Source organism: Goekera deserti (genome assembly GCF_010685995.1).
In the GTDB taxonomy this organism is placed as follows: domain Bacteria; phylum Actinomycetota; class Actinomycetes; order Mycobacteriales; family Geodermatophilaceae; genus Goekera; species Goekera deserti.
In genome coordinates, this window is the sequence record NZ_JAAGWK010000018.1 from 64,764 (window position 1) to 78,110 (window position 13,347).

Consider the following 13,347-nt stretch of genomic DNA (forward strand, 5'->3'; position numbering starts at 1 on the left):
GACGGGATCCTCCCACCCGGCACCTGGCACGGGGCCCCGCCGGGCGCCCGGGTCAGCGCAGCCGCACCGCGACCGGGACGGCGGGCCGGCGGCGAGCCGGGCGCCACCGCCGGGATGCGCTGCGCGGCGTAGCGGGCCACGGCCCCGCATAACCCTGCTCGTCGGGGTGGCGAGCGCCTCGGACCAGCGGTCGAGCGGCTCCGGGCAGCACGACTCGACCGACTCGGGGTGCCCGGTCACCATCAGCCGGCGGTACACGTGCCCGAACTGGCCGTCCCGGTTCGCCGGGAGGCTGCCCCCGTGGGACGCGCCGACCAACTGCTCGCGGGTCTGCCCGTCGACCCGCTCGGCCGCCGCGTCGACGTCGGTGATCGAGCACTGCCGGTCGGCGGACGTGCCGCCCAGGGGCAGCGCGGCCGGCGGCCGCGCCTCGGCCACCCGCCGGCCGTCGTCCGGCCTGCCCGTCGCGGGCGTCGCGGTGTCGCCGCCCCCCGGGTGGCGCGCGGGGCCCGTGTCGGGACACCCTGACCCTGCTGGGGAGCGTCGGGGGGCACGGGCCGGGCGCCGGGTGCGCGAGCACAGCCACCTCGACCCCCGGCGCGCCCGCGCCGCCGGGCCCGGAGCACCAGGAGCACAGATGCCAGGAACGTGGTTGATGGGCGACGTCACCGCCGGCCCCCAGGGTCCCACCCCGGGGCCGGTCCGGAGCCGCCCGGACGACGACGCGGACCGCCCGCGCGCGGTCCTGCTGCGGCTGCGCGCCGGGGACGAGAGCGGGCTGGACCCGCTGGACGAGCTGGAGCGCCTGGCCGACACCGACGGGGTCGACGTGGTCGGGCGGCTGGTGCAGACCCGCGCCCACCCCGACCCGGCCACGTACCTCGGCTCGGGCAAGGTGGGCGAGCTGACCGAGCTGGTGCGCGACCGGGACGCCCAGGTGGTCATCGCCGACGGCGAGCTGACACCCGGCCAGGTGCGCACGCTGGAGGACAGGGTGGGCGCCCGGGTGGTCGACCGGACGGCGCTGATCCTCGACGTCTTCGCCCAGCACGCGCGCAGCCGCGAGGGCCGGGCCCAGGTCGAGCTGGCCCAGCTGGCCTACCAGCTGCCCCGGTTGCGCGGCCAGGGCCGGGAGATGTCCCGGGTCGGCGGCGGCCGCTCGGCGGGCGGGGTGGGCACCGGCGTCCGGGGGGCGGGTGAGATGCGGCTGGAGACCGAGCGGCGCACCCTGCGCCGCCGGATGACCCTGCTGCGCCGGCAGGTGCAGGAGACCGCCCAGCGGCGCGAGCGCACCCGCACCCGGCGGCGGATCAACCGGGTGCCGTCGGTCGCGCTGACCGGGTACACCAACGCGGGCAAGTCCGCGCTGCTCAACCGGCTCACCGGGGCCGACGTGCTGGTGCGCGACGCGCTGTTCGCCACGCTCGACCCGGCCGTGCGGCGGGTGCTCGACCCGGGCGGCACCGGCTACACCGTGACCGACACGGTCGGGTTCGTCCGGCACCTGCCGCACCAGCTGGTCGACGCGTTCCGCCCCACCCTGGAGGAGGTGGTGCAGGCCGACCTGGTGCTGCACGTGGTCGACGCCTCCGCCCCGGACGCCATGGACCAGGTGACGACCGTGCGCGGCGTGCTCTACGAGATCGGCGCCCGCGACAACCCGGAGCTGCTGGCGCTGAACAAGGTCGACGTCGCCCCGCCGGAGTGGGTCACCGCCCTGCGCTCGGCCTACCCGACGGCGGTGCCGGTCTCCGCCGAGACCGGCGAGGGCATCGACGACCTGCGGGCCGCCGTCGCCACCGCCCTCGCCCGGCACCCCACCCGCTGACCGGGCCCCGGCCCGCGGCGGCCGTCCCCCTGGGACGGGTCAGCCCGGCAGGTCGGGGGGCAGGCGGGCGGCGGTGTCCTCCAGCAGGACCCGGCGCTCGACCGGGGGGCGGCGTGGGCACGAGGTGCAGAGCACGTCGCCGGGCACGCGGTAGGCCAGGCAGCAGGAGGCCCGCCGGGTGAACCGGCGCCGGTCCACGTCGGCGTACCGGGGCGCCGGCAGTCCGAGGGCGGTGGCCAGCGGCCCGGCCAGCGCCGTGGCACCCGGGACGTCGCCCAGGGCCCGGCCGAGCGCGAGCAGCCGGTTGGCCAGCGAGTCGGTGCTCACCGCCTGCAGCGGCCGCTCGCGCACCCGGCCGGCCTCGGCGACCACGGCGGTCACCTGCTCCAGGGTGTCCCGCAGGCCGGCGAGCACGTCGCCGGCCGCGGCAGCGGTGGTGGCCGCGACCGGGACGTGCCCGGCGATGAGGTGCACCTGCGTGTCCGCCAGCCGTGGGGACAGCGGGCGGCCGGTGAGCAGCCCGGCCAGCGTCGGGGTCAGCAGCACCGAGGAGAGCGAGTACCACCACAGCGTGCCCAGCACCCGCCGGTCACCGGTGCGCTGGCGGCGGGCCCGGTCGTCGAGCACGCTCGCCGTCCAGGCCGGGTCGGCGAGCTGCGCACCGGGCACGGTCACCCCGGACGGCGGCGCGACCAGCCCGAGCGCGCCGGCCCCGGGCACCCGCGCCGACACGGTGGCCTGCGCGCCGTCGTCCATGCCGTGCATCCTCCCCGGGGCGGGGAGGACGCGACCGGTCAGAGGCTGAAGCCGGCCACGGCGCGCTGCAGCTCGACGCCCATCCGGGCGAGCTCGGCCGAGCCGGCCCGGGCCTGCGCCACCTGCGCGTGGGTCGTCGATGCGTTGCCGGCCAGGCCCGAGACGCCGTCGGCGATGGACCGGGACCCGCTCGCCGCCTCGGCGACGTTGCGGTTCATCTCGTTGGTGGTGGCGGTCTGCTCCTCCACCGCCGCCGCGATCGAGGCCTGGAAGTCGTTGATCTCACCGATGACCGCGCTGATCTCACCGATCGCGGCCACCGCGCGGGTGGTGTCCTGCTGGATGCCCTGGACCCGGCCGGAGATGTCCTCGGTGGCCCGCGCGGTCTCCTGCGCCAGCTCCTTCACCTCGGTGGCCACCACCGCGAAGCCCTTGCCCATCTCCCCGGCCCGGGCCGCCTCGATGGTGGCGTTCAGCGCCAGCAGGTTCGTCTGCTCCGCGATCGCGGTGATCACCTTGATGACCGTGGCGATCTGCTCGGAGGACTCGCCCAGCGCACCGACCGTGTCCGTCGTCGTCCGGGCCACGTCCACCGCGCGGCGGGCCACGTCGGCGGCCTGCGTGGCGTTCGTCGCGATCTCGCGGATCGCGCCCTCCATCTCGTTGGACCCGGCCGAGACGGTGTCGATGCTCATCGCCACCTCGCCGGCGGCCGTCTGGATGGACTCCGCCTGCCGCGCCGCCTGGGCGGCGTTCTCGCTGACCGCCTCGGCGGTGGCCTCCGCGACCGCCGACGCCTCGGCCAGGCCGGACGCGGAGTCCCGGACCAGCCGCAGAACGCCCCCGAGCTGGTCCAGCGTGGTGTTGAGGGAGTGGCCGGCCGCGGTCAGCTCGTCGTCACCGGTGACGACGACGCGCGCGGTGAGGTCGCCGGCGGCGGCCCGACCCAGGACGTCGCGCATCGACTGCACCGGGCGGGTCACGCTGCGCGCCGCCAGCAGCGACAGCAGGGCCGCCACCAGCAGGCCGATCGCCACCACGACGATCAGCACCGTGCGGGCGCTCTCGTAGGCGCGGGTCGCCTCCGCGGCGATCTCCGTCGTGCGCTCGGCCTGGGCCGCGGTGGCCTCCTCCAGCAGCGCGGTGGTGGCCGCCTCGGCGGCGTTGAACGCGGGCAGCTGCTGGCCGGCGCTGACCAGGTCACCGGTGGCGACGGCGGTCACGATCGCCGTCTGCTTGGCCAGGAAGTCCGCCACCGCGACCTCGTACTCGGCGAACCGGTCGGCCGCCTCGCCCTCCAGGCCGATCCGGTTGACCTCGGCGGCGAGCTCCTCCATCCGGGCCACGGAGTCCACGGCCGTCTGCTTGGCCGCGGCGTTGAACTCCGCGCTGGTGCCGGGCAGCAGGGCGCGCGTCGAGCCGACGATCCCGCGGTACCAGTTGGTCTGGATGCTGCGCACCAGGTCCATCGGCACCGCGCCCTCGGCGTAGACGTTCTGCGCCTGCCGGTCCAGCTCGCTCATCCGCATGACGCCGACCGCTCCGGCGACCAGGGTGGTGACCCCGACCAGGGCGATGGCCACCAGCAGCCGCAGGCGTAGCGGCCAGCTGGTGGGCAGCAGCCGTGACGGGGAGCGCCCCGTCGTGCCGCGGGAGCCTGCTGCGTCGAGATGCGTCGTCATCGTCCTGCCCATCGGTCGTGTGCCCGCCGTACGGCGGCGCGTGCCTTCTTGATCGGCAGATGCGAGTCGGAATCGCGCCGAAGCACGCTGCCGGCCGCCGTGGAGCAGGACCGCACAGGTCCGCTCGACGAGAGGAGGATCACCCCGCACCACTACGTTGGGGTCTCCGGGTTCAGCGCTGAGCCCGCGGCCGGCGGCCGTCGACGCAGAGGGAGGACGCATGAGCGACACACAGGGCCGGGGCTCGACGAGCCCACTGCCCGGCGGGGACACCTTCCCCCCGCCGACGGCGCTGGCCGAGGCCGCGAACGTCGGGGCGGACGCCTACGAGCGCGCCGCCGCCGACCGGCTCGGCTTCTGGGCCGACGCCGCCCGCCGGCTGGAGTGGGCCCAGCAGTGGGACGAGGTGCTCGACTGGAGCAACCCGCCGTTCGCGAAGTGGTTCGTCGGCGGGAAGCTCAACGTGGCGGTGAACTGCGTCGACCGGCACGTCGCCGCCGGGCACGGCGAGCAGGTCGCCTACCACTGGGTCGGCGAGCCGGGCGACACCCGGACGATCACCTACGCCCAGCTGCAGGACGCCGTCTGCCAGGCCGCGAACGCGCTGACCTCCCTCGGCGTGCAGGCCGGTGACCGGGTCGCGGTCTACCTGCCGATGATCCCCGAGGCGGTGGTCACGATGCTGGCCTGCGCGCGGATCGGCGCGGTGCACATGGTCGTGTTCGGCGGCTTCTCCTCCGACGCCCTGGCCAGCCGGATCACCGACGCGGACGCGAAGGTCGTGGTCACCGCCGACGGCGGCTACCGGCGCGGGGCGCCCAGCGCGCTGAAGCCGGCCGTGGACGAGGCGCTCACCAAGCTCGGGGACGCCGTCCGCTCGGTGCTGGTCGTGCGGCGCACCGGCGGCGACGTGGAGTGGACCGAGGGCCGCGACGTCTGGTGGCACGAGCTGGTCGACGCCCAGCCGACCACGCACGCGGCGCAGGCCTTCGACGCCGAGCACCCGCTCTACATCATGTACACCTCGGGCACGACGGCGAAGCCCAAGGGCATCCTGCACACCTCCGGCGGCTACCTCACCCAGGTCGCGTGGAGCCACCACGCCGTGTTCGACCTCAAGCCCGACACCGACGTCTACTGGACGGCGGCCGACGTCGGCTGGGTCACCGGCCACAGCTACATCGTCTACGGCCCGCTGGCCAACCGGGCCACCTCGGTGATGTACGAGGGCACCCCGGAGACGCCGCACCGCGGGCGCTGGTGGGAGATCGTGCAGGAGTACGGCGTCACGGTCCTCTACACCGCGCCGACCACGATCCGCACGTTCATGAAGTGGGGCGACGACGTCCCGGCCGGGTTCGACCTGAGCTCGCTGCGGCTGCTCGGCTCGGTCGGCGAGCCGATCAACCCGGAGGCGTGGCTCTGGTACCACGCGAACATCGGCGGCGGTCGCTGCCCGGTCGTGGACACCTGGTGGCAGACCGAGACCGGTGGCCACATGATCACCCCGCTGCCGGGGGTCACCGCGACCAAGCCCGGCTCGGCGCAGGTGCCCCTGCCCGGGATCAGCGCGCGGGTCGTGGACGAGGCCGGCGAGCCGATCGAGCCCGGCGCCACCGGGTACCTGGTGCTCACCGAGCCGTGGCCGTCGATGCTGCGCACCATCTGGGGCGACGACGACCGCTACGTGGACACCTACTGGTCCCGCTACGGGAAGACCGTCTACTTCGCCGGGGACGGCGCCAAGCTCGACGAGGACGGCGACATCTGGCTGCTGGGCCGGGTCGACGACGTGATGAACGTGAGCGGGCACCGGATCTCCACCACCGAGGTCGAGTCGGCGCTGGTCAGCCACCCGACGGTCGCCGAGGCCGCGGTCGTGGGCGCCACCGACGCCACCACCGGGCAGGGCATCGTCGCGTTCGTCATCCTGCGCGGCAACGCCGTCGACTCCGGGGACGAGCTGGTGGCGGAGCTGCGCCAGCACGTGCGCAAGGAGATCGGGCCGATCGCCAGCCCCCGGCAGATCATGGTCGTCGCCGAGCTGCCGAAGACCCGCTCGGGCAAGATCATGCGCCGGCTGCTGCGCGACGTCGCGGAGAACCGCGAACTGGGCGACGTGACCACGCTGACCGACTCCTCGGTGATGGACCTCATCGGCGCGAAGCTGCCCGGGACGCCGTCGGAGTGAGCGTGGGGGGCTCCGGCACCGTCACCCGTCGGAGCCCCCCGGTCCGCCCAGCGCGAGCCGATCCCACCCCGATGGGGCACGATCACGGGGACGACACGCCCGATGTCACCCCGGCAGCGCCTCCGCGCCCGGGCCGGCACGGGCAGCACGGCCCGGGCCCCCGAGGGCCCCGGGACGCACAGAGGAGGAGAGCCACCCGTGGCCCACAGCGCATCCACCAGCCCGGTGTCCGGGCAGCCGGTCGGCGGGCACGAGCCCTCCATCGGCGCACTGGCCCAGAGCGCGATGGCCGACGTCTCGACGCTGATCCGCAGCGAGATCGAGCTGGCCAAGACCGAGGTCGCCAGCTCGGCGAAGAAGGCGGCCATCGGCGGGGCCGCCTTCGCCGCCGCCGGCGTGATCGTGGCCTTCTCGTTCTTCTTCCTGGTCATCGCGGTGGCCGAGTTCCTCACCTGGCTGGGGCTGGAGCGCTGGATCTCCTACCTGGTCGTGTGGGTGGGCCTGCTGCTGATCGCCGGCATCATCGCGCTGGTGGGCCGCCGGTTCCTCAAGAAGATCGAGAAGCCCGAACGCACCATCGAGACGCTCAAGGACCTGCCGGAGCTGGCCCGCCGCGAGGCCCCCGGCCGCCGCGAGCACGACCTGCCCACCGTCTCCGACGGGCACGTGGTGAAGGCCGACCCGCACGCACGTCTGCGCTGAGTCCGTGACCGTCCACCCGGACGGCCCCCCCGACGCCACGAGCGTCCTGCTCCCCGGACCGTGGTCGCACGTCGACGTGTCGGCGCACGGCGTCCGGCTGCACGCCGCCGAGGCGGGCGAGGGGCCGCTGGTCCTGCTGCTGCACGGCTTCCCGGAGTTCTGGTGGGCCTGGCGCCACCAGCTGGTCGGCCTCGCCGAGGCCGGCTTCCGGGTGGTCGCACCGGACCTGCGGGGCTACGGCGCCAGCGACAAGCCGCCGCGTGGCTACGACCTGCCCACCCTGTCGGCCGACGCCGCCGCGCTGGTGCGCGCGCTGGGCGAGCAGGACGCGGTGGTGGTCGGGCACGGCTGGGGCGGGCTGCTGGGCTGGACGATGGCCGCCCTGCACCCCCGGTCGGTGCGCCGGCTGGTGGTGCTGTCCACGCCCCACCCGCGCCGGATGCGCGCCGGGCTGGCCGATCCGCGGCAGCGGCACGCGTGGCGGCACATGCTCGGGTTCCAGGTGCCCCGGCTGCCCGAGCGCCGGCTGACCCGCGCCGACGACGACCCGGTGGCCGAGTTGATGCGCCGCTGGTCGGGCCCGGACTGGACCCGGACGGCGGACTTCGCCGAGGCCGTCGGCCGCTACCGGGACGCCGCCCGCATCCCGCAGGCCGCGTACGGGGCGATGGAGTACTACCGCTGGGCCGGCCGTTCCCAGCTGCGCCCCGACGGGTTGCGCTACGCCCGCCGGATGGCCGTGCCGATCACCGCGCCCACCCTGCAGCTGCACGGCGCGCTGGACACCTGCACGCTCCCGGTCACCGCGCGCGGCTCCGGCCGCTACGTGGCCGGTGACTACGAGTGGCGCGAGCTGCCCGACGTAGGCCACTTCCCGCACGAGGAGTCGCCCGCCACGGTCACCGCCGCCGTCACCGCCTGGGCCGGCTGACCCCCGCGCAAGGCACCACGATCGACACGAACCCCTCGCCACGATGGCCATCGTGGCGGAGGTCCCTCATTCGCAGGCGCCGGTGTCCACCCGCTGGGTGGCGGTGGCACCGGCCGCGACCGCGTCGGCGACCTCGGCGTCGGTGAGCGCGTAGCCGGTGTTCTCGTCGTCGATCGCGGAGGCGAAGACGACGCCGAGCACGCTGCCGTCGGTGGCCAGCAGCGGCCCCCCGGAGTTGCCGGCGCGCACCTGGCCGTAGAGGGCGTACACGTCGCGCACGACGGTGGCCTCGGAGCGGAAGTCCGGCCCGCTGATCTCCCCGCGGTCACGCACCCGCGCCGAGCCGACGTACAGCCCGCCCCCGCCGGGGTAGCCCATGATGATCGCGTCCGCGCCGACGTCGGTGGGCTGCGGGGTGAAGGTGAGCGGCACCTGCGGCAGCCCGCGCACCGCCAGGACGGCCACGTCGGTCTCCTCGTCCACGTACACCGGGACGGCGTCGTAGCGCTTGCCCTCCGCGGTCACCGTCGGGTCGGTGACGCCGGCCAGCACGTGCGCGTTGGTCATGACCCGCTCGGGGGCGAAGACGAAACCCGAGCCGTCGATCTGGCGCGAGCAGGAGGTGGCGATCCCGCTGATCTGCACCACCGATCCCTGCACCCGGCCGACCACCGGACTGCTGGTGAGCGTCTGGTCCGGCGCCGGCACGTCGCGCACCTGGGTCGGGGTGAGCGGGTCGAGCACATCGGGCAGCCCACGCCGGTTGATCGCCTCCCGCAGCGAGTCGTACAGCGAGCGCACCGGCGGGGGCACGGTGCGGTCGACGGCCTGGACCAGGCTGGACTGGCGGACGGAGCTGGCCACCGCCGGGTAGGCGGAGGTGGCCAGCGGGGTGGCCACCATCCACGCGACCAGCAGCACGGCCACCGCGGAGAGCACGGCACCGGCCACCGAGTCGACCAGCTCGGCCGGCTCCCAGGTGATCCGCTGGCGCACCGCCCGGCCGACCACCCCGGCCAGCAGCTGCCCGAGCAGCGCCCCGGCGAGCACCACCACCAGGGCGACGAAGACCCGGGCCAGCGCGGTGTCGGCCAACCGGGCGGCCACCGGCCCGGACAGCTGGGCGCCGAGCACCGCGCCGCCGAAGAACCCGACGAAGGAGGCGGCCGAGCGGACCAGGCCCTGCCGGAAGCCGGACAGGGCGAACAGCAGCGCCAGCGCGATCAGCGCGACGTCGACGAGGGACACGCCTAGCCGCTGACGGTCATGGTGCCGACCTGCCCGAGCGCGACGTGGAAGCTGCACTCGAAGGGGTAGTCGCCCGGGGTCTGCACGGTGAACGTGATGGTCTTGCTCTCACCCGGGCCCAGCACGGGGATCTCCTCGGTGATGTCCGCCGGCCCGGCCCCGGCCGTGAACAGGAAGTTGTGCGTGTACTGGTCGGCGGTGTTGTCGACGGTGAGCCGCACCTCCCCCGGCGCCACGGTGAAGGTGGCCGGCGAGAAGCGGTAGTCGTCCCCGGTGGTCAGCGTGATCTCCTGCACGCCGTCGGCGGCCACGCTGACCGTGCCGGGGGCGGCCGAGCTCGTGGCGTCCGCGTCGCCGCCGTCGGACCCGCCGCAGCCGGTCAGGACCGAGACGGCGAGCGCCAGCCCGGCGAGCAGGCCGGCCGTCCTCCGGGCGCGCGGGCCCCGCGCTGCTGTGCTCATCGTCGGTCGACCGTACGCGCCGGGCCCGGCTCCACGGGGCGGAACACTCCGCTGCCCCCGCGGTTCCCGTCCGCCTCGACCACGGCCGGCGCCTCGCGGTCGGCGGGGCCGACCGCCTCCGGTGGCACGTCCAGCGGCCGCACGTCGCGCTCGTCCCACGGCCGGGTCAGCCCGCAGGCCTCCAGGACGGCGTCCAGCACCCCGGCGGTGAAGCCCCAGACCACCATGTCGGCGACACCGAACGCCGGCCCGACGTAGCCCGAGGGGTGCCGCACCCGGAACCGGTTGGCCGGGTCGACCAGGTCGGCGAGGGGCACGCGGGCGACCCGGGCCACCTCGCGCGGGTCGCCCACCGTGACCTCGCGCGGGTCGTCCCACCAGCCGACGACCGGCACCACCATGTTGTCCGAGGGGCCGAGGAACAGCTCGGGCAGCGTGGCCAGCACCCGCACCGACGCCGGCTCGACGCCGGCCTCCTCGTGCGCCTCCCGCAGCGCCGTGGCCACCGGGTAGTCCTCACCCTCGTCGTGCCCGCCGCCGGGGAAGGCCGGCTGGCCGGCGTGCCGGCGCAGCAGCGCCGCCTTCTCGATGAGCAGCACGTCCGGCCCGGCCGGGCCCTGCCCGAAGAGGATGAGCACCGCCGAGCGGCGGGCGGACCCGGTGGCGTCGCCCCGGCGGTGCCGCAGCGGCAGCGACCCGGCCGAGGCCACCAGGCGCTGCAGGTACGCCGGCAGGCCGGTCAGGTCGACCGGGCCGCCGTCCGGACCGGTCACCGGCCCGGCCTCCGGTCCGGTCACAGCTGCACGCCGAGGTGGGTGGCGACCAGCTGACGGAGCTCGTCGACCGAGGTGATGGGCTTGATCTGGGTGTGGGCCACCGATCCGTCGGCCCGGACGAGGTAGGTGACGGGCAGGGCCCGCTTCCCCAGCTCGGCGGCGAGGTCGCCCTGCGCGTCGAAGGCACTCGGGAAGGTGACCCCGGCATCCGCCGCGAAGGACGTCGCCTGCGCGCGACCGTCCGTGCTCACCACGCCGAGCACGTTCAGCCGGTCACCGCCCAGGTCGGCCACGCCCTGCATCAGCGGGAGCTCCTCCCGGCACGGCCCGCACCAGCTCGCCCAGATGTTCACCACCGTCGGCACCCCCGGCGCACGGCCGAAGTCGACCGAGCCACCACCCAGGCAGTCGAAGGCCAGCGCGGGCAGCACCTGGGGCCCGGTGGCCGCCTCGTCCGGCTGCCCCGGGCAGGCCAGCGTGGTGTTCTCGACCTCCGCGGTCGGGGCGGACAGCCGGCCGTCCGGCTCGGCGTCGGAGGACGACGTGCAGCCGGCGAGCAGGGCGAGGGCGACCGGCAGGGCCAGCGCAGCCGCGCGACGGGGGCTCACGCCGTGTCCGAGGCGGCCGGCGACTTCACCAGTGCCGCGGCGGTGTCGGGCTCGCGGGGGCCGATGCCGTAGGAGGGGCACCAGCGGGCCAGCCCGCAGGCCCCGCACGCCGCCTTCTTGGCGTGGCAGACCCGGCGGCCGTGGAAGATCACCCGGTGGGAGAAGTCGGTCCACTCCTTCTTCGGCACCAGCTCGGCGACCACCGCCTCGACCTTGACCGGGTCCTCCTCGGCCGTCCAGCCGAAGCGGCGCACCAGCCGGCCGAAGTGCGTGTCCACGGTCAGCCCGGGCACGCCGAAGGCATTGCCCAGCACCACGTTGGCCGTCTTCCTGCCCACCCCGGGCAGGGTCACCAGGTCCTCCATCCGGGCGGGCACCTCGCCGTCGAAGCGCTCGACCAGCGCACGCCCCAGGCCCAGCACCGAGGTGGCCTTGGCCCGGAAGAAGCCGGTGGGCTTGAGGATCGCCTCCAGCTCCTCCCGGTCGGCCCCGGCCAGTGCCGCGGCGTCGGGGTACCGGGCGAACAGCGCCGGGGTGACCGTGTTGACCGTGCGGTCGGTGGTCTGCGCGGACAGCACCGTGGCCACCAGGAGCTGCAGCGGTGTCGCGAAGTCCAGCTCGCAGTGCGCGTCGGGGTGGATGTCGGCCAGCTCTCGCGCCATCCGGCGGGCCCGGCGGGTGCGCGACAGCGGCGACTCGGCCGGGTCGTACGGCTGCCCACCGGGCTGCGCCCCCCGGGCCGGACGGCGGACGGGCGCGGGTCGGACGGAGGCGGGGAGCGGGGCCGGTGACACGCGGACGAGGGTAGGCCGGGGGGCCTGACAGCCGGCGCTGTGGTCATACTCGGTGCCAGCACACACGTCAGCCCCGGCGTCCCGCCTGCCGTGCCGGACGCCCCCGCTCCCGCGGGCGTCCAGGAAGAGGTGTCCGTGGTCGCCCTCGTCGTGATCCTGTTCCCCCCGATGCTCATCGCGTTCCTGCTGGTGATGGAAAGGGTGGAGGAGCCGCTGCGCCGGCCGACGTCCGGGCGCGAGGTGGAGGCCTTCCTGGGCAGCGCCACCGCGGCCGAGGTCGACACGCTGGCCAGCTCCGGGATCCGCAGGGCGATGGCGCGCTGGCGGGCCCGGCGACGTGGTCGCGGCGCGGGTGCACCGGCGGCACTGACCGCCGAGCGGCAGCCCGAGATCGACGTCGTCTGAGCCCTCCGGCTGCTCACGGCGGCACCGCGGTTCCCCCGCACGCGTCCCCCCAAGTGGGTGCCTTGGTGACGCAGTGCACCTGGGACGGAGGGTGCGGCCCTAGACTCACCGGTGACGACGGGAGGCCCACGCCCCCGTGACGGAACAGCGAGAGGGTGTGCGGTGGACGAGGTCCTTGCCCAGTCCGGTCTCTTCCAGGGGCTCTCGGCGGAAGCCGCCGAGCCCGTGGCCAGTGGCCTGGAGACGGTCAACCTCCCCCGGGGACGCGTGGTCTTCAACGAGGGCGAGCCGGGTGACAGCCTCTACGTCGTGCTCTCCGGGAAGATCAAGCTCTCCCGGCGCGCGCCCGACGGCCGGGAGAACGTGCTCGCCGTGATGGGCCCCTCCGACCAGTTCGGGGAGCTGTCGGTCTTCGACCCCGGCCCGCGCACCGCGACCGCCACGGCGGTGACCGACGTGCGGCTGGCCAAGATGCCCAACACGATGCTCGGCCCGTGGATCACCGCCCACCCGGAGATCGGCGAGCAACTGCTGCGCGTGCTGGCCCGCCGGCTGCGCCGCACCAACGACTCGGTCGCGGACCTGATCTTCACCGACGTGCCCGGCCGGGTCGCCAAGGCCCTGCTGCAGATGGCCGACCGCTTCGGCAGCCGCGAGGGCGAGGGTCTGCGCGTCAAGCACGACCTCACCCAGGAGGAGCTGGCCCAGCTCGTCGGCGCCTCCCGCGAGACGGTCAACAAGGCCCTGGCCGACTTCGTGCACCGTGGCTGGATCCAGCTGCAGGGCAAGTCGGTCGTCGTCCTCGACGAGGAGCGCCTGCGCCGTCGCGCGAGGTGAGCCGAGCGCGATGACACTGCGATCCTCCGGATCGCCCCGCGGCCACGTGCCGTCCCCCCGCTGAGCCGAGCGACGCTGCTCACTCCTCGGGGAGGGCGCTCGCCCCTCGGCCCTCCCATGGTCGTGAG

Annotated in this window: 13 protein-coding genes; 6 read left to right on the forward strand and 7 right to left on the reverse strand. The window is 75.2% G+C overall.

Annotated elements, in window-relative coordinates; translation table 11 throughout:
* Positions 1 to 637 precede the first annotated feature (637 nt).
* Positions 638 to 1,828 carry a GTPase HflX gene (hflX, locus tag G1H19_RS12970; protein ID WP_152729509.1) on the forward strand — a complete coding sequence of 397 codons (1,191 nt, stop codon included), beginning with the start codon at positions 638 to 640 and terminating at the stop codon, positions 1,826 to 1,828.
* Positions 1,829 to 1,867: 39 nt separating this feature from the next.
* Here the strand turns inward: hflX and G1H19_RS12975 are convergent, their stop codons facing one another.
* Together G1H19_RS12975 and G1H19_RS12980 are read right to left on the reverse strand one after the other, a co-directional pair.
* Entirely contained in the window at positions 1,868 to 2,584 is a 717-nt protein-coding gene (locus tag G1H19_RS12975; protein WP_152729508.1) for a (2Fe-2S)-binding protein, read from the reverse strand.
* Positions 2,585 to 2,622: 38 nt separating this feature from the next.
* On the reverse strand, positions 2,623 to 4,266 hold the full coding sequence (locus G1H19_RS12980) for a methyl-accepting chemotaxis protein (RefSeq protein ID WP_152729507.1): 1,644 nt from the start codon (positions 4,264 to 4,266) through the stop codon (positions 2,623 to 2,625).
* A gap of 220 nt (positions 4,267 to 4,486) precedes the next feature.
* Here G1H19_RS12980 and acs point away from each other — a divergent pair, with 220 nt between their 5' ends.
* The 3 genes from acs (at position 4,487) to G1H19_RS12995 (ending at position 8,090) form a co-directional block, all read left to right on the forward strand.
* Entirely contained in the window at positions 4,487 to 6,457 is a 1,971-nt protein-coding gene (gene acs / locus G1H19_RS12985) for an acetate--CoA ligase (RefSeq protein ID WP_152729506.1), read from the forward strand.
* A gap of 198 nt (positions 6,458 to 6,655) precedes the next feature.
* Entirely contained in the window at positions 6,656 to 7,159 is a 504-nt protein-coding gene (locus G1H19_RS12990) for a phage holin family protein (protein ID WP_162392950.1), read from the forward strand.
* A gap of 4 nt (positions 7,160 to 7,163) precedes the next feature.
* Complete coding sequence (locus tag G1H19_RS12995; RefSeq protein WP_162392949.1) at positions 7,164 to 8,090, forward strand: alpha/beta fold hydrolase; 927 nt, start codon at positions 7,164 to 7,166, stop codon at positions 8,088 to 8,090.
* 66 nt (positions 8,091 to 8,156) lie between these two features.
* Here the strand turns inward: G1H19_RS12995 and G1H19_RS13000 are convergent, their stop codons facing one another.
* The 5 genes from G1H19_RS13000 to nth are packed head-to-tail and all read right to left on the reverse strand — an operon-like array spanning position 8,157 to position 11,977.
* The gene (locus tag G1H19_RS13000) at positions 8,157 to 9,338 is read right to left on the reverse strand and encodes a MarP family serine protease (RefSeq protein ID WP_162392948.1); all 1,182 of its coding nucleotides are present in this window, start codon (positions 9,336 to 9,338) and stop codon (positions 8,157 to 8,159) included.
* 2 nt (positions 9,339 to 9,340) lie between these two features.
* Complete coding sequence (locus G1H19_RS13005; protein ID WP_152729504.1) at positions 9,341 to 9,799, reverse strand: plastocyanin/azurin family copper-binding protein; 459 nt, start codon at positions 9,797 to 9,799, stop codon at positions 9,341 to 9,343.
* Positions 9,796 to 10,596, reverse strand: a complete 801-nt coding sequence (locus tag G1H19_RS13010) for an NUDIX hydrolase (protein WP_235928118.1) — start codon at positions 10,594 to 10,596, stop codon at positions 9,796 to 9,798. The genes G1H19_RS13005 and G1H19_RS13010 overlap by 4 nt, the downstream gene beginning before the upstream one ends.
* The gene (locus tag G1H19_RS13015) at positions 10,593 to 11,183 is read right to left on the reverse strand and encodes a TlpA family protein disulfide reductase (RefSeq protein WP_162392947.1); all 591 of its coding nucleotides are present in this window, start codon (positions 11,181 to 11,183) and stop codon (positions 10,593 to 10,595) included. Before G1H19_RS13015 ends, G1H19_RS13010 begins: the two co-directional genes overlap by 4 nt.
* Positions 11,180 to 11,977 (reverse strand): endonuclease III, encoded by a 798-nt coding sequence (nth, locus tag G1H19_RS13020; RefSeq protein WP_202925899.1) that lies wholly within the window; start codon positions 11,975 to 11,977, stop codon positions 11,180 to 11,182. The genes G1H19_RS13015 and nth overlap by 4 nt, the downstream gene beginning before the upstream one ends.
* A gap of 135 nt (positions 11,978 to 12,112) precedes the next feature.
* On the opposite strand from nth, the gene G1H19_RS13025 reads away from it, so the two are divergent.
* Both G1H19_RS13025 and G1H19_RS13030 read left to right on the forward strand, forming a co-directional pair.
* On the forward strand, positions 12,113 to 12,382 hold the full coding sequence (locus G1H19_RS13025) for a hypothetical protein (protein ID WP_162392946.1): 270 nt from the start codon (positions 12,113 to 12,115) through the stop codon (positions 12,380 to 12,382).
* Positions 12,383 to 12,544: 162 nt separating this feature from the next.
* The gene (locus G1H19_RS13030; protein ID WP_162392945.1) at positions 12,545 to 13,219 is read left to right on the forward strand and encodes a Crp/Fnr family transcriptional regulator; all 675 of its coding nucleotides are present in this window, start codon (positions 12,545 to 12,547) and stop codon (positions 13,217 to 13,219) included.
* The last annotated feature ends 128 nt before the right edge of the window (positions 13,220 to 13,347 follow it).